17 protein-coding genes are annotated in these 16,461 nt (G+C 72.4%); 11 read left to right on the top strand and 6 right to left on the bottom strand.

All coding sequences use genetic code 11. The features are described 5' to 3' along the window. Window positions 1–15 precede the first annotated feature (15 nt). From ACFXJ5_RS00460 to ACFXJ5_RS00440, 5 genes are all read left to right on the top strand, one after another. A complete protein-coding gene (locus tag ACFXJ5_RS00460; protein ID WP_384624773.1) occupies window positions 16–2,043 on the top strand; it encodes a hypothetical protein in 2,028 nt (675 codons plus the stop codon). Window positions 2,044–2,192: 149 nt separating this feature from the next. After that, a complete protein-coding gene (locus ACFXJ5_RS00455) occupies window positions 2,193–3,185 on the top strand; it encodes an ABC transporter ATP-binding protein (RefSeq protein WP_384624771.1) in 993 nt (330 codons plus the stop codon). Continuing rightward, window positions 3,182–3,922, top strand: a complete 741-nt coding sequence (locus ACFXJ5_RS00450; protein ID WP_384624769.1) for an ABC transporter permease — start codon at window positions 3,182–3,184, stop codon at window positions 3,920–3,922. Before ACFXJ5_RS00455 ends, ACFXJ5_RS00450 begins: the two co-directional genes overlap by 4 nt. Before the next feature lie 84 nt (window positions 3,923–4,006). Beyond that, window positions 4,007–5,179 (top strand): sensor histidine kinase, encoded by a 1,173-nt coding sequence (locus tag ACFXJ5_RS00445; protein ID WP_384626487.1) that lies wholly within the window; start codon window positions 4,007–4,009, stop codon window positions 5,177–5,179. Next, entirely contained in the window at window positions 5,157–5,762 is a 606-nt protein-coding gene (locus tag ACFXJ5_RS00440) for a response regulator (protein ID WP_384624766.1), read from the top strand. The genes ACFXJ5_RS00445 and ACFXJ5_RS00440 overlap by 23 nt, the downstream gene beginning before the upstream one ends. 85 nt (window positions 5,763–5,847) lie before the next feature. Here ACFXJ5_RS00440 and ACFXJ5_RS00435 read toward each other — a convergent pair whose 3' ends face one another. Together ACFXJ5_RS00435 and ACFXJ5_RS00430 are read right to left on the bottom strand one after the other, a co-directional pair. Beyond that, complete coding sequence (locus ACFXJ5_RS00435; RefSeq protein ID WP_384624763.1) at window positions 5,848–6,672, bottom strand: transglutaminase family protein; 825 nt, start codon at window positions 6,670–6,672, stop codon at window positions 5,848–5,850. A gap of 15 nt (window positions 6,673–6,687) precedes the next feature. Next, a complete protein-coding gene (locus ACFXJ5_RS00430) occupies window positions 6,688–7,671 on the bottom strand; it encodes a GNAT family N-acetyltransferase (protein WP_384626484.1) in 984 nt (327 codons plus the stop codon). A 113-nt stretch (window positions 7,672–7,784) separates the two neighbouring features. Here ACFXJ5_RS00430 and fdxA point away from each other — a divergent pair, with 113 nt between their 5' ends. Next, a complete protein-coding gene (gene fdxA / locus ACFXJ5_RS00425; RefSeq protein ID WP_003985062.1) occupies window positions 7,785–8,105 on the top strand; it encodes a ferredoxin in 321 nt (106 codons plus the stop codon). Window positions 8,106–8,191: 86 nt separating this feature from the next. Beyond that, window positions 8,192–9,286, top strand: coding sequence for a succinyldiaminopimelate transaminase (dapC, locus tag ACFXJ5_RS00420; RefSeq protein ID WP_384624760.1), 1,095 nt, complete (start codon window positions 8,192–8,194; stop codon window positions 9,284–9,286). 82 nt (window positions 9,287–9,368) lie between these two features. On the opposite strand, the gene ACFXJ5_RS00415 is transcribed toward dapC, so the two are convergent. After that, window positions 9,369–9,806 carry an ATP-binding protein gene (locus ACFXJ5_RS00415; protein WP_384624757.1) on the bottom strand — a complete coding sequence of 146 codons (438 nt, stop codon included), beginning with the start codon at window positions 9,804–9,806 and terminating at the stop codon, window positions 9,369–9,371. A gap of 275 nt (window positions 9,807–10,081) precedes the next feature. Then, window positions 10,082–11,014 carry a heavy metal transporter gene (locus tag ACFXJ5_RS00410; protein ID WP_384624755.1) on the bottom strand — a complete coding sequence of 311 codons (933 nt, stop codon included), beginning with the start codon at window positions 11,012–11,014 and terminating at the stop codon, window positions 10,082–10,084. 64 nt (window positions 11,015–11,078) lie between these two features. Between ACFXJ5_RS00410 and dapE the strand changes: the two genes are divergently transcribed. Together dapE and ACFXJ5_RS00400 are read left to right on the top strand one after the other, a co-directional pair. Then, window positions 11,079–12,146, top strand: a complete 1,068-nt coding sequence (gene dapE, locus ACFXJ5_RS00405) for a succinyl-diaminopimelate desuccinylase (RefSeq protein ID WP_384624752.1) — start codon at window positions 11,079–11,081, stop codon at window positions 12,144–12,146. 99 nt (window positions 12,147–12,245) lie between these two features. Further along, window positions 12,246–13,043, top strand: a complete 798-nt coding sequence (locus ACFXJ5_RS00400; RefSeq protein WP_384624750.1) for a TIGR00730 family Rossman fold protein — start codon at window positions 12,246–12,248, stop codon at window positions 13,041–13,043. A 232-nt stretch (window positions 13,044–13,275) separates the two neighbouring features. On the opposite strand, the gene folP is transcribed toward ACFXJ5_RS00400, so the two are convergent. Further along, window positions 13,276–14,136, bottom strand: a complete 861-nt coding sequence (gene folP, locus ACFXJ5_RS00395) for a dihydropteroate synthase (RefSeq protein ID WP_384624747.1) — start codon at window positions 14,134–14,136, stop codon at window positions 13,276–13,278. Between the two features lie 167 nt (window positions 14,137–14,303). Here folP and ACFXJ5_RS00390 point away from each other — a divergent pair, with 167 nt between their 5' ends. Together ACFXJ5_RS00390 and ACFXJ5_RS00385 are read left to right on the top strand one after the other, a co-directional pair. Next, window positions 14,304–14,666, top strand: a complete 363-nt coding sequence (locus ACFXJ5_RS00390) for a DivIVA domain-containing protein (RefSeq protein WP_384624744.1) — start codon at window positions 14,304–14,306, stop codon at window positions 14,664–14,666. Then, window positions 14,659–15,285: a DNA-3-methyladenine glycosylase I gene (locus tag ACFXJ5_RS00385; RefSeq protein ID WP_384624741.1), complete on the top strand. Its 627-nt coding sequence runs from the start codon at window positions 14,659–14,661 to the stop codon at window positions 15,283–15,285. Before ACFXJ5_RS00390 ends, ACFXJ5_RS00385 begins: the two co-directional genes overlap by 8 nt. Window positions 15,286–15,466: 181 nt before the next feature. Here ACFXJ5_RS00385 and chcB read toward each other — a convergent pair whose 3' ends face one another. After that, the gene (chcB, locus tag ACFXJ5_RS00380; protein WP_384626481.1) at window positions 15,467–16,258 is read right to left on the bottom strand and encodes a 2-cyclohexenylcarbonyl CoA isomerase; all 792 of its coding nucleotides are present in this window, start codon (window positions 16,256–16,258) and stop codon (window positions 15,467–15,469) included. Between the last annotated feature and the right edge of the window lie 203 nt (window positions 16,259–16,461).

The raw sequence follows: 16,461 nt of genomic DNA, 5'->3' as shown, positions 1-16,461 counted from the left end.
CCGGGAGAGCCTGCTTTGAGTCGTGAAACTGACAGTTCGTCCCCTGGCGCTGCCCCCGGGCCGCAGGGTGGTCGTGGCGGAGCCGCGTATCCGTCCGGCACCCCGCCGTACGGGACCAGGCCGTTTCCGTCGCTGCACCCGCAGGAGCGGCCGGGCGAGGGCGAGGTGGCGGACGACGCCGCCCACGCCGTCCCGCCTGCCACGGACGAGCCCAAGACCGAGACCACGCTGACCACCCGGGTACGGATCAACATCCCCGGGTCCCGGCCGATTCCGCCGGTGGTCGTACGTACTCCGGTCGACGGGGCGACCGGTGGGGCCGGCGGTGCGGAGTCCGCGGCCGAGCCGACGGAACTCCCCTCCGGCTGGACGGTCGGCGGCGACCCGTCGCCCGCGCCCGCGCCGGGATCCCTGCCTGGCGCTCCGGCTGCTCCGGCACGGGCCGCGGCCCCGGCGCCTTCGCCTGCCCCGGCCCCGGCTCCGGCCGCCGAGGCGGAGAAGCCTCCGAGCGACTGGTTCGCGCCCCGCAAGTCGGCCCCGGCCCCGGCTTCGGCCCCGGCCCCGGCCCCGGCCCCGAGTCCGGCTCCGGCTTTCCCGGCTCCGGCGGAGACCACGCAGCAGATCCCGGCTCCGGCGCCGTCCCCGTTCCCGCAGGCGCCCGACGCCACGCAGCCGCTCAGCCTCGGCGACATCGCGGCCGCCGGCCCGGCCGGTCCGCCGCCGCAGGGCCGCCGCCCCACCATCCCGTACCTCAACGAGGGCCCCGCCGGTCCGGGTCCGGGCCCCGCCCAGGGTCCTGGCCCCGGTCCCGCCCCCCGGCCCTTCCCGGGCACCCCCGGCGGGCTGGGCGCCCCGGGCAGCACGCCGTTCCCGAGCTACCAGCCGCCCGCCGGGCCCACCGCCGGCCCGGTCACCGGCGAGATGCAGGTCCCCCCGGCCGGCTTCCCGGGCGAACGGCTCTCCGGCGACACCGTGGTCAGCGGCATCCCGGCCGTGCCGCCCGCCGGGCCGCCGGTCACCAGGCCGGCGCAGCCCGGGTCCGATTCGTACCGTTTCGAGGCCGATCAGGACGAGCCCGCCCCCAAGGGCCGCTCGAAGGTGATCCTGGCCGGCGTCGCCCTCCTCGTCGTGGCCGGCTTCGCGTACGGCGCCGGCCTGCTGATGGACCACGCCGACGTCCCGGCCGGCACGACCGTCCTGGGCATCGACATCGGCGGAAAGTCCCGGAACGATGCCGTCGCCGCGCTCGACTCCGTACTCGGCGACCGCGAGACCGCCCCGCTGACCGTCACCGTCGGCAAGACCGAGGAGAAGATCAAGCCCTCCTCCGCCGGCCTCGACGTCGACATAGACGCCACGGTCAGCAGCGTCGCCCACCGCGACTACAACCCCGTCACCGTCATCGGCTCGCTCTTCGGCGGCACCCGCCAGGCCGAGCCCACCATGGTCACCGACGAGGAAAAGCTCCGGGCCCGCCTCAACACCCTCTCCGACCAGCTCAACAGCGGCAGCACCGGCACCGACGGCATGGTCAAGTTCGTCGACGGCAAGGCCGTCGCCGTCCCCGGCAGCGCCCACCAGGCCATCAACGTCGACGCCTCGCTCGCCACGGTCACCGCCGCCTACCGCACCCGCCTGGAGACCGGCAGCGGCACCGCCGTCCCCCTCTCGGTCACCACCGTCCAGCCCAAGGTCACCCAGGCCAAGCTCGACGCGGCGGTCAACGGCTTCGGCAAGACCGCGATGTCGGGGCTGGTCACGTTCAAGAACTCCAGCGGAGTGTTCCTGATCTCCTTCGGGCCGCAGAAGTCACTGCCGAAGTTCGTCACGATGGTCGCCGTGAACGGCGAACTCACCCCGCACATCGACCTGACCGTCCTGAAGAGCCTGTACGGGCACGCCTTCGACGGGATCCTGCTCCAGCGGGGGGACGGCTCGAAGACGGCCGTCACCCCCCAGGACGTGGCCAGCGCGATGCTTCCGGCGCTGCAGACCACCGACGCCACGAAGAAGACCGTCACGTTTTCGAACGAGGTCCAGTAGCAGCCACCCTGGCCGGAGGGAAGCGACTCCTCCGGCCAGGGGGCCGGCTTCCGGGCTTCCGGGCTTTCCGCCACCCATGACATCTGTCACCCCCAGGACAGGAGCACGCGCACTGCCGCGCGCGCCCGCCGCCGGGCGAAGCTTGCCGCATGACCGCAACCGCGACAGGGAAGACGTCCACAACGCCGACAACGGCAGCGACCACCACCGTGGTCGGCTTCAACGGTGTGAGCAAGAACTTCGGTGACGTACGGGCCGTCGCCGATCTCACCCTCGAACTCCATCCCGGGGAGACCGTGGCCCTGCTCGGCCCGAACGGGGCGGGCAAGTCGACGGCACTGGATCTGCTGCTGGGCCTGAGGATGCCCGACGTGGGGACGGTCGAGCTGTTCGGGGGGAGCCCGCGGCAGGCGATCGCTCGGGGGAGGGTCGGCGCGATGCTGCAGAGCGGCGGCCTGATGGAGGACGTGACCGTACGCGAAATCATCCAGCTGGCGTGCGACCTGCATCCGCGCGCGCACCCCGTGGACCAGGTGCTGGCCACCGCGGACCTCACGGAGATCGCGGGCCGGAAGGTCAACAAGCTGTCGGGGGGCCAGGAGCAGCGGGTCCGCTTCGCGCTGGCGACGGCGGGGGCGAATGACCTGATCGTGCTGGACGAGCCGACGACGGGGATGGATGTGTCGGCCCGGCAGGCCTTCTGGGCGACCATGCGGGCGCAGGCCGCGGAGGGCCGGACGGTGCTTTTCGCCACGCATTACCTGGAGGAGGCGGACGCGATCGCCGACCGCGTCCTGGTGATGCACCGGGGCCGGCTGCTGGCCGACGGAACGGCCGCCGAGATCAAGGCGCGGGCCGGCGCCCGGCGGATCGTCTTCGACCTGGACGACCTGGACGACCTGGAAGCCCCGGACAGCCCGAGCAGCGGAGCAACGCACGAGGCCGCGCTCCAGGCGCTGCCGCACCTGGCCGGGCTGGAGATCTCCGGCCGTACGGTCCGGATCCGGTCCACCGACGCGGACGCCACCGTCCACGCCGTCTACGCGGCGGGCCTGTACCCCCGCAATCTGGAAGTCGCCGGACTCGGCCTGGAGCAGGCGTTCCTGGCCATCACCGCGGAAGAGGAAGCGGCCAACCGATGAAGACCCTGATCAAGCTGGAGATCCTGCGCGTGCTGCGCAACCGGAAGTTCATGTTCTTCTCGGTGATCTACCCTCCCGTGCTCTTCCTGCTCCTGACGGCGGGCCAGGACGCGCACACGAAGCTCGACGGCCTCGGCATCACGGTCGTCGCGTACTACATGGTCGCGATGTGCGCCTTCGGCGCGATGACCGCCGTGCTCCTGGGCAACGCCGAACGGATCGCCCGCGAACGCGAGAAGGGCTGGGTGCGGCAACTGCGCCTCACCGCGCTGCCCGGGCGCGGCTACGTCACCGCGAAGATCGCCTCCGCCGCCACCATCAGCCTGCCGTCGATCATCCTCGTCATGCTGGTCGCGGCGACCGTGAAGCAGGTGCGGCTCGACGCCTGGCAGTGGGCCGGGATCCTGCTCTGCAGCTGGGCGGGCAGCTTCGTCTTCGCCGCGCTGGGCGTGGCCATCGGGTACGTGGCCACCGCCGACGTGGCGCGCCCGATCGCGATGATCGCGTACTTCGTGCTCGCGGCGCTGGGCGGCCTGTGGGCGCCCTTCACCCTCTTCCCGGACTGGCTGCAGACCGTCGCCGAGTATCTGCCGGCGCGGCCGTACGCGGCGCTGGGCCAGGCCATCGAGTTCGGCAGTGCGCCGCATCTGAAGGACATCGCGGTGCTGGCCGTCTACCTCGTACTCTTCGCGGGCGGGGCGGCTTGGATGTACCGCAAGGACACGGCGAAGGCGTAAGGGAGAGTCATGCCTGTACGGAAGCACAGCTGGCCGCCGTGGCCGCCCTGGCGTGGCGCGGCGGAGGTCCCGCGGGCCGACCCGATGTCGGCCATGGGGCAGGCCCCGGAGAACCGCCGCCAAGCGGTGGTGAAGCTGCTCTGGATCGGCATGTGGATGCTCTACCTCGGGTCGCCGATCTCGGATCTCGCCGACGGCCACCATGGCCCGGCCGCGCTGTTCCTGGGCTGGACCGGTCTCACCGTCTTCGTCCTCGCCTACTTCGCTCTGGTCTTCCTCCGCACCAACCAGCCCGACCAGCCGCGCTGGGTCCATGGCACTCTGCTCATGCTCGGCGTGCTCGCCGTGGGTCTCCCGCTCGCCTTCGGCGATTCCTGGCTGGTGCTCTTCGTCTACACGGCCATCGCCTGCGGGGCCGTCCTCCAGCCGGACCGCTCCCGCTGGGCCATCGCCGTCGTCACGGGCCTGCTGTTCGGCACCGGCGCCCTGGTCCATGCCGGGTCGGACCTCCTCGTACCGCTCGGCATTCCCTGCTTCCTCGGCGGCTTCGCGATGGTCGGGATCCGGCAACTGGTCAGCACGATGCGGGCGTTGCGGGAGGCGCGGGAGACGATCGCGCACCTGGCCGCGAACGAGGAGCGGCTGCGGCTCGCCCGTGACCTGCACGACCTGCTCGGCCACTCGCTCTCCCTGATCACCCTCAAGAGCGAACTGGCCGGCCGCATGCTCCCCGAGCGGCCCGACGACGCGGCCGTCCAGGTCGCCGACATCGAGCGGGTCAGCCGGCAGGCCCTCGTCGACGTCCGGGAGGCCGTCGGCGGCTACCGGCGCCCCACCCTCGCCGTCGAACTGGCCGGCGCCTCGGCCGCCCTGCGCGCCGCCGGCATCGAGGCCGACTTCGACCCGGTGCAGTGGACCGGCCACGACCGGCTCGCGCCCGACGACGAGGCCGCCCTGGCCTGGGCGCTGCGCGAGGCGGTGACCAACGTCGTACGGCACAGCGACGCCACCCGCTGCCGTCTGGCCCTCGCGGAGGACGGCGACGAGTTCGGCCTGACCGTCAGCGACGACGGCCGCGGCCCCGACCCGGGACACCGCCCCGGCCACGGCCTCACCGGGCTCGACGAGCGGCTGCTCCTGGCGGGCGGCCGCCTCAGCACCTCCTCCGCGGCCGGTGGCGGCTTCACGCTGTACGCCTGGGTGCCGCTGCGCCTCAACGGCTACGCTGCACCGCATGATCAGGGTGCTGCTCGCTGAGGACCAGTCGATGGTGCGGGAGGCACTCGCCACACTCCTCGGCCTCGAGGAGGACATCGAGGTCGTCGCCCAGGTGGGCCGGGGCGACGAGGTCATCGCCGCCGCCCGCGACAGCGATGCCGATGTCGCCCTGCTCGACATCGAGATGCCCGGCATGACGGGTCTGGACGCCGCGGCCGCGCTCCGCAAGGCCCTGCCGGGCGTACGGATCGTCATCGTGACCACCTTCGGCCGCCCCGGCTACCTGCGCCGGGCCATGGAGTCCGGCGCCGACGCCTTCCTGGTCAAGGACGCCCCGGCCGCGCAACTCGCCGACGCCGTACGGCGCGTGCTGCGCGGCGAGCGGGTCATCGACCCGGCCCTGGCCGCCGCCGCCCTCGCGGAGGGCGCGGATCCGCTGACCCCGCGCGAGCGGGACGTACTTCGGGCGGCGGCGGACGGCTGCGCCAACGCCGACATCGCGAGGGCGCTGCACCTGTCGGAGGGCACCGTACGCAACTACCTGTCCACCGCCATCCAGAAGACGGCCGCCCGCAACCGCGCCGAGGCGGTACGCATCGCCCGCGAGCGCGGCTGGCTCTGATTCTTCACGCCGCCCTCGCGGGCGCTTCGCTTGCTTCGGGGCGGCTGCGCCGAACTCCGTCCGGCGTTCCGGGGCTCAGCTGCCGTCAGTTCAGCAGCGCCCGGGCCGCCCGGGCCTGTCCCCGGATGGCGGCGGCCGACGCGGGCTCGACCTCGGCGACGACGTCCGCGTAGGCGTCCATCTCGGCCGCGCCGCCCGCGAAGTCACCGGCGCGCACGAGCAGTTGGGCGTGCTCGTACCGCAGGCGGGCCGGATGCCGGGGGAGGAGCAGCGAGAGCTCGGCGGCCCAGAGCTGGACGCGGAGGTGTTCGGGGCGGGCGGAGGCCCAGGCCCGGATGTTGTTGAGGATCCGCAGGACGATGTCCAGGGGGTCGGCCGGGGTGAGCATCGCGGCGGACGGCGGGGCGCCTGTCGCCCCGGCGACGAGCAGGCTCACGTCGTCGTCGCCCAGGACCCGCCCGCCGCTGAAGGGGTCGGCGAGGACGAAGGAGCCCCCGGGGTCGCCGAAGCCGACGACGAAGTGACCCGGCAGGGCGACACCGTAGACCGGGGCGCCGGCCCGGCGGGCCACCTCGATCCAGACGACGGACAGCAGGATCGGCAGGCCCCGCCGCCTGCGCAGCACCTCCGGCAGCAGTGAGGACTCCAGCCGCCGGTAGTCCGCCGGGGTGCCGTGGAAGCCGTTGCGGGCGCCGAGCAGCTCGGCGGTGGCCTGCGCCCAGTCCAGGGGCCGTACGAGGCCGTACGGAACGAGTCCGGCCAGCCGGTCGAGCTCGATCTGGGCGGCGTCGATTCCGGCCTCGCCGAGCGCCGGGTCGGCCTCGGCGCCGACGAGCAGGCACAGCGCGGCGAGGTCGGGCCGCTCCTCGCGCGCCGCCTCCGCGAACCGCTGCCTCACGGTGTCGTCCATGGCCATAGAGGTGATTTACCCCTTCGGCGCGCGTCGGTAGTGGTAAGCGTGGTGCGTTGTGAAGCCCAGCCGGTCGTACATGCTCCGCGCGCCCTCGTTGTCCGCCTCGACCTGCAGATACGCGCCGGAGGCGCCCTCCGCCACCGCCCGCAGTGCCAGCGCCGCCATCACCGCCGTGGCCAGCCCCTGCCGCCGCGATGCCGGATCGACCTCGACCGCCCCGAACAACGCCCAGGCCCCGTCCACCACGCAGCGCCCGATGGCCGCGGGCCCCTCGGCGCCCGGCACCGTCGCGAACCACACCGACGGCCCGCCGGTGAGGACCTCGACCGCCTCCTCACCCAGCGCGCCCGTCCGGTGATAGCGCGCCATCCAGTCCGCGTCGACCTCCCGCGACAGCCGTACGCGCTCCGCGCCGGGCAGGTTCGCCAGCGGCGGCAGCGGCGCCGTACGCAGCAGGGCCTCGGCCTCCTTCGTCCAGCCGAGGGCGGCCAGCTCGCCGTCCAGCCGTTCTTCGGTGACCTGGACGCAGCCGGGCAGGCCCCGGGCCGCGTACCACTCCACGATCCGCCCGGCGGCGGCCGCGACGGGTATGCCGGGGTCGCCGAACGGCAGCACCGAGTTGGCCCGCCGGGTGAAGCCACCGGCGGCCCGCAGGATCCAGTCGCCGAGCCGTTCGGTCTCCTGGGCGGGCCAGTCGCGCGAGGCGATCTCCTGGAGTTCCCGCGCGGTGGCGCGGGGGGCGCGGACGCCGCGCCGCAGGGGAGCGTCGGAGACGACCTTGCCGGCCACGACCGAGGATTCCGCGATGTGGACGGCCTCGCCGGTCCGGCGGGTGACGATGAGCACTCCGTCGTTCCACGATGTGAGAACCCCGACCGCGTCGCGGAACACCGGGCGGCCCGCCACAACCTCTGCAATCCGCCGCACAGAGACCCGTTTGCCCACGTCAGATCCGGTAAGGCGTAGTTCAGGCCGTCCTCCAGCGGCGAAATCCATGCTCATGGCGGCCCCTCCTGTTCGTCTGATGCCCAGGAACGGAGATACTAGGGGCGGGCATCGACGACGCCGCGCTCCCGCGCGAATGGCCCTGATCGAGGAGGAACGACAGCGTGACCTACGTCATCGCGCAGCCTTGTGTGGACGTCAAGGACAAGGCGTGCATCGAGGAGTGCCCCGTCGACTGCATTTACGAGGGCTCCCGGTCCTTGTACATCCACCCGGACGAATGCGTCGACTGTGGCGCCTGTGAGCCGGTCTGCCCGGTGGAGGCCATCTTCTACGAGGACGACACACCGGAGGAGTGGAAGGACTACTACAAGGCGAATGTCGAGTTCTTCGACGAGCTCGGCTCGCCCGGTGGTGCCTCCAAGCTCGGGCTGATCGAGCGTGACCACCCGTTCATCGCCGCCCTGCCTCCGCAGAACGGCTGATTAAGAAACAAGAAGAGCCGCAAAGGGTCCCGCATGGCGCACCCTGCCGTGCGGGTCCCGTCGTATTGCTGAAAGAGAGCGCCGCCGTGCCGCCAGTCTCCGCCCGCCTCCCGGTCTTCCCCTGGGATCGGCTCGAACCGTACAAGGCTCAGGCCACCGCGCACGCGGGCGGCGTGGTCGACCTGTCGGTGGGCACCCCCGTGGACCCGGTCCCGGAGATCGTCCAGGACGCCCTGGCGGCGGCCGCGGACAGTCCCGGGTACCCCACGGTGTGGGGCACGGCGGCGCTGCGTGCCGCGATCACCGGCTGGGCCGCACGCCGCCTGGGCGCGCAGGGGCTCGGCGACACCAACGTGCTGCCGGTGATCGGCTCCAAGGAACTGGTCGCCTGGCTCCCGACGCAGCTGGGCCTCGGCCCCGGCGACCGGGTCGCCTACCCGCGCCTCGCCTACCCGACGTACGAGGTCGGCGCGCGGCTCGCGGGCGCCGAACCCGTCGTGTACGACGACCCGACGGAGCTCGACCCGGCGGGCCTGAAGCTGCTGTGGCTCAACAGCCCCTCCAACCCCACCGGTCGCGTCCTGAGCACGGACGAGCTGCGCACCGCTGTGGCCTGGGCGCGCGAGCACGGCGTACTGCTGTTCAGCGACGAGTGCTACCTGGAACTGGGCTGGGAGGCCGACCCGGTCTCCGTACTGCACCCGGAGATCTCCGGCGGGTCGTACGAGGGCATCGTGGCCGTCCACTCGCTCTCCAAGCGGTCCAACCTGGCCGGCTACCGGGCCGCCTTCCTGCTCGGCGACCCGGGTGTGCTGGGCGAGCTGCTGCAGATCCGCAAGCACGGCGGGATGATCGTGCCCGCCCCGGTGCAGACCGCCACGATCGCGGCGCTCGGCGACGACGGGCACGTGGCCCTGCAGCGCGAGCGCTACGGCCGCCGCCGGGCCGCCCTGCGTGCCGCCTTCGAGGGCGCGGGCTTCCGGATCGAGCACAGCGAGGCCAGCCTCTACCTGTGGGCGACCCGGGGGGAGTCCTGCTGGGACACCGTCGGCGAACTGGCCGAGCTCGGCATCCTGGTGGCCCCCGGCGACTTCTACGGCCCGGCGGGCGACAACCACGTACGCATCGCCTTCACCGCGACCGACGAGCGGGTGGACGAAGCGGTGCGCCGCCTCAAGTAGGCGGTGACGCAAGGGCGGACGACCCAAGGCCGAGGGCCCGGAGAGCGGAAGCCATCCGGGCCCTCGGTGCGGCTGTGGGGGGTCAGCCGCCGATCGGGAGGCCACCGGCGAGCGGCAGCTGGCCCACGGGAAGCTGGCTCACGGGCAGGGCGCCCAGCGGGCCCGCCTTGTCTGAACCCTTGGCGGCCTTGGTGACGCCGGAGGTGGCGCCCTTGAGGGCGCCGGCCGTCTGCACCGCGGCCTTCTTGGCGACCGGCGTGGCGGTGTTGGCGGTATCGCTGAGGGTCTTCCCCGGGTCGGGCAGCGCCTGCTGAACGGACGCCACCGCGCCGGCCTTCTTGGTGACGCCGTCCACGGTGTGGCTGAGGTCGGCGGTCTTGTCCAGGCTGGTCAGTCCACCCAGGTCGGCGGCCTGCGGCAGCTCTGCGGCGGACGCGGCACCCGCGCCGACCAGAGGAGCGGCTGCCGCGCCGACGAGCAGGGCGGCCCGGGCGATCCGACGCGTGAGGGGGAGGGACATGGTGCTCCTTTTACGGAGAGACGACGTGACATGTCCGCGGGGCGGACGCCGTGACTACCGCGTGAGAAGCCGTAAGGTTGCGGCCGTTCGAGGCAAAGAGTTAGTAATGCGGGCTCTTTCGGGTTTCGAGTAAACCAGGACCATCCGGACACCTCACTATGCGGCGATGAAACGTCACATCCCTTGATCCACAAGGGATTTCCGCGGGTCGTGAAGTGGTTTCACATCTGATGGTTTTGCCCTATCAGTCATCCCCCTGAGGGTGAATGCCCGCACTATTGAGCGACGGTGATGGTGACGTCCCCGGCGGCGGTCAGGGACCCCGTCCGCGTGCTCGCCTTCTGCCAGCCCTTGGCGGAATCCGACGCCCGCCATTCACGGTCCCGGAAACTGACCTTCTCGACCTTCAGCTCATGCGCGTGGGCCACCGCCCACTGCGCCAGCTCCCAGCCGCGCTGCTGCCCGGCGCCCTGCGCCTCGTTGCCCGGCGCGGCCGACGGCACGGCGACCGCGTGAGTCGCCGCCGCCAGGGCCTTGGGCGTCACCCGCGAGCCGAACTCCCGGGTGAGCCGGGCCCGTACGGCGGCCGGATCGCCGCCGGTGACCGTCGTACGGCCCGACGCGGTCGTGCAGCTCAGCGCGGCCGACACCCGGCCGGTCAGTGCGGAGGCCAGCAGCGTGGCATCCGGCTCGTGCTTCGCGTACGCCTGCGGAAAGCCGCTCTTCTGCACCTTCTGGGCGGCCACGGTGAGCGGGAGGCGTGAATATCCCCGGATCTTGACCAGACCGTCGAAGAATTCGTTCGAGGCGTGCACCGGGTCCATGATCTGCGCCGCCGTGCCCCAGCCCTGCGAAGGGCGCTGCTGGAACAGGCCTTTCGAATCCCGGTCGCCGTGATCCAGATTCCGCAGCCCCGACTCCTGCATCGACGTCGCCAGGGCTATCGTCACCGCCCGTTCCGGAAGATCCCGGGACGACGCCACCGCGGCGATCGTCGACGCGTTCGCCGCCTGCTGCGGCTCCAGCGAGAGGGTGCGGCCCTCCGCCGTCACCGTGCATCCGGGCTGCTGCGGCGTGCTGGTCGTGAAGTGGTGCACGGCGTATCCGGCGACCCCGATCAGGACGAGGGTCGCCGTCGTGAAGCGAAAGAGGCGCCCCCGCTTCTTCGGGGCGCCGCCCTTGGCTGACGTCGACTGTGGCTTCGGCACGGCGCTCACCGTACCCAAGCCGTCTGTGCGCCCGCCGTCCGGAGGGGTGGGTAGTGTCGGGGGCATGGAACAGCCCGTACTCGACCTCAGCCAGGACGCCGCCGCCGTGACGGCGCAGCTCGTCGACATCCCCTCCGTGAGCCTGGAGGAGAAGCACCTCGCCGACGCCGTCGAGACGGCCCTGCGTGCCCTGCCGCACCTCACTGTCGACCGCGACGGCGACTCGGTCGTGGCCCGTACGAACCTCGGCCGCGCCGAGCGCGTCGTCCTGGCCGGCCACCTGGACACCGTGCCGATCGCCGACAACGTGCCCTCCCGGCTCGACGCCGACGGCATCCTGTGGGGCTGCGGGACCTCGGACATGAAGTCCGGCGTCGCCGTGCAGCTGCGGCTCGCCGCCACGCTCCCCGCCCCGAACCGCGACGTCACGTACGTCTTCTACGACGCCGAGGAGATCGCGGCGGAGTTCAACGGCCTGAAGCGGCTGGCCGAGAAGCACCCGGACTGGCTGACCGGGGACTTCGCGGTGCTGCTCGAGCCCAGCGACGGCGGGGTCGAGGGCGGCTGCCAGGGCACCATGCGGGTGCGGGTGGAGACGAAGGGCCGGCGTGCCCACTCCGCGCGCGCCTGGCTCGGCGAGAACGCCATCCACAAGGCCGCGCCGATCCTGGCCCGGCTCGCCGCGTACGAACCGCGCCAGGTGCCCGTCGACGGCCTGGTCTACCGCGAGGGGCTGAACGCGGTCCTGATCGAGGGCGGCCACGCCACCAACGTCATCCCGGACTCCTGCGCGGTGACCGTCAACTACCGCTTCGCGCCCAGCCGTTCGGAAGAGGAGGCGCTGGCCCACCTCCGCGAGGTCTTCGACGGCTACGACGTCGTGCTCACCGACAGCGCCCCCGGCGCCCTCCCCGGCCTGTCGCACCCCTCCGCCGTGGCCTTCGTCGACGCCCTCGGCCTGGAACCGGCCCCCAAGTACGGCTGGACCGACGTCGCCCGCTTCTCCGCGCTCGGTGTGCCCGCCGTCAACTACGGCCCCGGGGACCCCAAGCTGGCCCACACCCGCGAGGAGCACGTCGCGGTCGCGGCGGTGCTGGAAGCCGAGGAGAAGCTGAAGGCGTGGCTCTCCTAGCCGCGTGTACGTAACGCGCAATTAAACGGCGCGTTCTTGATCCACCCCCATACGCCGTGCGTACCCTGGCGGCACGATCCGCAGCGGAAGGAGCGCGACATGAGCAGCTCAGACGCGGAAGATGCCGCGGTAGCGGAGAACGCGGCGGCCCAGGGCCGCACTCACGGCCAGGCGTGGCCGGAGCGGCAGACGGGCCCCGTCGTACGCCGCAGGGGCCAGGTGCAGCCGTCCACGACGGACCAGCGTCTGCTGGACACCCGGGGGCCGTCGGACTGGGTCCACGGTGACCCCTGGCGGGTCATGCGGATCCAGTCCGAGTTCGTCGAAGGCTTCGGCGCCCTCGCCGAACTCGGCCCCGCCGTCAGCGTCTTCGGCTCCGCCCGCACCCAGCCCGGCTCCCCCGACTACGAGGCCGGCGTCGGAATCGGCCGCGCCCTGGCCGAAGCCGGCTTCGGCGTCATCACCGGCGGCGGCCCCGGCTCCATGGAGGCCGCCAACCGCGGCGCCGTCGAGGGCGGCGGGATCTCGGTCGGGCTCGGCATCGAGCTGCCCTTCGAGCAGGGGCTCAACCCCTACGTCGACATAGGCGTCAACTTCCGCTATTTCTTCGTCCGCAAGACGATGTTCGTGAAGTACGCCTCCGGCTTCATCGTCCTCCCCGGCGGCTTCGGCACCCTCGACGAGCTCTTCGAGGCCCTCACCCTCGTCCAGACCCGCAAGGTCACCCGCTTCCCCATCGTCCTCTTCGGCACCTCCTACTGGCAGGGCCTCATCGACTGGGTCCGCCACACCGTCGTCGACGGCGGCAAGGCCTCCGCGATCGACCTGGAGCTCGTGCATCTCACGGACGACGTGGAAGAAGCGGTCGCCCTGATGACGAAGGAAGCCGCAACGTAAAGGTTGGGGGTAGGCCGTCCGCCTGAGGCGAGCGAAGCGAGGTGGGGGTCCCCCCGGCCGAAGGCTGGGGGTGGGGGCACCTCCCAAAGGAAGCTTTGGGGGAGGCTGGCCCAACCGGGCCGCACCCGGCGACGGTCGCGCACCGCGACGGTGGGTGTCCGGGGGCGCGTTGGCGGCCTGAAGCCGGTGGCCGGGTCCGGGGCGGAGCCCCGGGTCACGCGAGGCTGCCGGGCTAGGCGAGGCCGCGCCGGGCCACCGCGGGCGCGCGGTGGCCGGCGATCGCGGCCACCATCTCGAGCACCTGCCGCGTCTCCGCCACCTCGTGCACGCGATACACCTGCGCCCCGAGCCACGCCGACACCGCCGTCGTCGCGAGGGTCCCGATCAGCCGCTCCTTGACCGGCCGGTCGAGCGTCTCGCCGACGAAGTCCTTGTTGGACAGGGAAACGAGCACCGGCCACCCCGTCGCCGCCATTTCGGGCAGCCGCCGGGTCGCCTCCAGCGAGTGTCGGGTGTTCTTGCCGAAGTCGTGCCCCGGGTCGATGAGGATCGCGTCGCGGCGAACGCCGAGCCCGGCGGCGCGCTCGGCCAGGCCGACGGTCACCTCGAGGATGTCGGCCATGACGTCCGCGTACGCGACCCGGTGCGGCCGGGTCCGCGGCTCCGCGCCGCCGGCGTGCGTACAGACCAGGCCGGCCCCGTACCGCGCCGCGACCTCGGCGAGCTTCGGGTCGACGCCGCCCCACGCGTCGTTGAGCAGGTCCGCGCCGGCCTCGCAGGCGGCCTCGCCGACCTCGTGCCGCCAGGTGTCGACGCTGATCACGACGTCCGGGTGCCGCCGCCGCACCTCCGCGACGAAGGCGACCGTCCTGCGGATCTCCTCCTCGGCCGACACCTCCTCGCCGGGACCGGCCTTCACCCCGCCGATGTCGATGATGGCGGCGCCTTCCGCCACCGCCTGCGCCACGCGCTCCAGGGCGGGGTCGTCGGTGAACGTCGCGCCCTGGTCGTAGAACGAGTCCGGCGTACGATTCACGATCGCCATGATCACGGGCTCGTGCGGGGCGAATTCCCGTGTCCCCAGCCGTAGCATTACGCAGTCCTCCTCGAAGTGGCCGCCGAGTGGCCTGCCAGCGACCCTAGTCGCTGAGCAGTGCGAGACGGGCGGTGGGAGTCGGGCCCTGACTGTCGCTGCCGAATCACAGCGCGGCGTGGCACGATCGTGGCGTACACGTCCGTCCGGACCACCGGGAGATCGTCTTGTTCTGGTTCATGCTCATCGCCCTGGTCGCGGTGGTCGCCGCGGTGGCACTCGCCGTGCTGGGCGACGGCGGGGTGCTGCGCGATGTGGAGCCCGACCGGCTGGACGACCGGCTGCCGGGGGAGCGCCCGGTGGAGCGCGCCGACATCGACCACCTGAGGCTGCCGGTGGCCGTACGGGGCTACCGCATGGTGGACGTGGACGAGGTGCTGGACCGGCTCGGGGCCGAACTGGCCGAGCGGGACGCCCGGATCGCCGAGCTGGAGGCCGAGCGGGCCGGGGCGCAGGCCTCCGCGCTCGGCACGCCGTCCCTGCTCAAGGAGCCGGAGAACGGCCAGGCGCCGCATGGCTCTCATGGCTGAGCAGCCGCAGCCGCAGCCGCTGCCGTCCCGGGGCGCCGTCGCCGGGCCGGACGGGCTGCTGCGGTGCCCCTGGGGGCTGTCCACCGAGGACTACGTGGCGTACCACGACACCGAGTGGGGCCGCCCGGTGCACGGAGAGGACGCGCTCTTCGAGCGGGTGTGCCTGGAGGCCTTCCAGTCCGGACTGTCGTGGATCACGATCCTGCGACGCCGCGAGGGCTTCCGGAAGGCCTTCCACGGCTTCGAGCCGGACGAGGTCGCGGCCTTCACCGACACCGACCGCGAGCGGCTGCTCGCGGACGCCGGCATCATCCGCAACCGCGCCAAGATCGACGCCACCATCGCCAACGCCCGCGCCCTGCAGGCGCTGCGCGAGGCCTACGACGGCGGCCTCGACGCCCTCATCTGGTCCTACGCCCCGGATCCGGCCACCCGCCCCGTCCCCCGCACCCTCGACGACATCCCGGCCGTCAGCCCGGAGTCCACGGCCCTGGCCAAGGACCTCAAAAAGCGCGGCTTCCGCTTCGTCGGCCCCACCACCGCCTACGCCCTGATGCAGGCCTGCGGTCTGGTCAACGACCACCTGGCGGACTGCCACGCCCGCCAGCGTCCGACGTAGCGCGGGCGCTTCGCTGGCTTCGAGCGGCTGTGCCGGACTCCGTCCGGCTTCAGCGGCCGACGTAGCGGGGGCGCTCCTTCTTCAGGAAGGCGGCCACGGCGATGCGGTGGGCTCGTTTCTCGATGCCGTTCTCGCGGGCGCTTCGCTGGCTTCGAGCGGCTGTGCCGGACTCCGTCCGGCTTCAGCGGCCGACGTAGCGGGGGCGCTCCTTCTTCAGGAAGGCGGCCACGGCGATGCGGTGGTCCTCGGAGTCGCCGGCCAGGCTCTGCAGCTCGTCCTCCTTCTCCAGGGTCTCCGCGAGCGAGTGGCCCGCGCCGTAGGCCAGCGACGCCTTGATCGCCGCGTACGCGACCGTCGGGCCCTCCGCGAGTGTCCGTGCCACGGCGGCCGCCTCGGCCGGCAGTTCCTCGGCCGGTACGACCCGGTTGGCGATGCCCAGCTCCAGGGCTTCGGCAGCCGGGATCGTACGCGGGAAGAAGAGCAGGTCAGCCGCGCGGCCGGGACCGACCAGGCGCGGCAGGGTCCAGGACGCGCCGGAGTCGGCGGTCAGGGCGACGCCGGCGAAGGAGGTGTTGAAGGACGCCGTCTCGGCGACGACCCGGTAGTCGGCGGCGAAGGCGAATCCGGCGCCCGCGCCGGCCGCGACCCCGTTGACCCCGGCGACGACCGGCTTCGGCATGGTGGTGATGGCGGTGACGATGGGGTTGTAGTGCTCGCGCACGGTCGTCATGACCTGCTTGCCGTCCTCCTGGGCCAGCAGGCCGACGTGCTCCTTGAGGTCCTGCCCGACGCAGAAGGCCCGCCCGGTCGCCGTGAGCAGTACCGCCCGCACCGCCGTGTCCTCGGCCGCCGCCCGCAGCGTGTCCCGCAGGGCGATCTTGGTCTCGATATTGAGCGCGTTCATCGCGTCCGGCCGGTTCAGGGTGATCGTGGCGAGCCCGTCGCTCACTTCGTACAGCACGGTGTCGGCCATCTCGGTCGTCATTCCCTTCGTCGCGGCTCACGTACGAGGGTCAGCATGCCGGAGATCACCGGGGGCGAATACGGGAGTACGGCCGGAGAACTTGTGACGTGCGTCAATCGTGATCACCGAAATGCACGGTTTTGGGGGACCCGGTTCTCGAACGGATGGGAACCGACGTTGGTCATCGGGTCACACGATGCGGGATAATGGCC

It is taken from the genome of Streptomyces sp. NPDC059373, from assembly GCF_042751495.1.
Classification (GTDB): Bacteria; Actinomycetota; Actinomycetes; order Streptomycetales; family Streptomycetaceae; genus Actinacidiphila.
The sequence above is the reverse complement of the archived record's forward strand: the minus strand, read 5'-3'. Positions and strand labels throughout refer to the sequence as shown.

Coding starts and splice junctions, on each gene's coding strand:
- ACFXJ5_RS00455 (WP_384624771.1), top strand. CDS start 2,193: ATGACCGCAACCGCGACAGGGAAGACGTCCACAACGCCGACAACGGCA.
- ACFXJ5_RS00450 (WP_384624769.1), top strand. CDS start 3,182: ATGAAGACCCTGATCAAGCTGGAGATCCTGCGCGTGCTGCGCAACCGG.
- ACFXJ5_RS00445 (WP_384626487.1), top strand. CDS start 4,007: ATGTCGGCCATGGGGCAGGCCCCGGAGAACCGCCGCCAAGCGGTGGTG.
- ACFXJ5_RS00440 (WP_384624766.1), top strand. CDS start 5,157: ATGATCAGGGTGCTGCTCGCTGAGGACCAGTCGATGGTGCGGGAGGCA.
- ACFXJ5_RS00435 (WP_384624763.1), bottom strand. CDS start 6,672: ATGGACGACACCGTGAGGCAGCGGTTCGCGGAGGCGGCGCGCGAGGAG.
- ACFXJ5_RS00430 (WP_384626484.1), bottom strand. CDS start 7,671: ATGGATTTCGCCGCTGGAGGACGGCCTGAACTACGCCTTACCGGATCT.
- ACFXJ5_RS00415 (WP_384624757.1), bottom strand. CDS start 9,806: ATGTCCCTCCCCCTCACGCGTCGGATCGCCCGGGCCGCCCTGCTCGTC.
- dapE (WP_384624752.1), top strand. CDS start 11,079: ATGGAACAGCCCGTACTCGACCTCAGCCAGGACGCCGCCGCCGTGACG.
- ACFXJ5_RS00400 (WP_384624750.1), top strand. CDS start 12,246: ATGAGCAGCTCAGACGCGGAAGATGCCGCGGTAGCGGAGAACGCGGCG.
- folP (WP_384624747.1), bottom strand. CDS start 14,136: ATGCTACGGCTGGGGACACGGGAATTCGCCCCGCACGAGCCCGTGATC.
- ACFXJ5_RS00385 (WP_384624741.1), top strand. CDS start 14,659: ATGGCTGAGCAGCCGCAGCCGCAGCCGCTGCCGTCCCGGGGCGCCGTC.
- chcB (WP_384626481.1), bottom strand. CDS start 16,258: ATGGCCGACACCGTGCTGTACGAAGTGAGCGACGGGCTCGCCACGATC.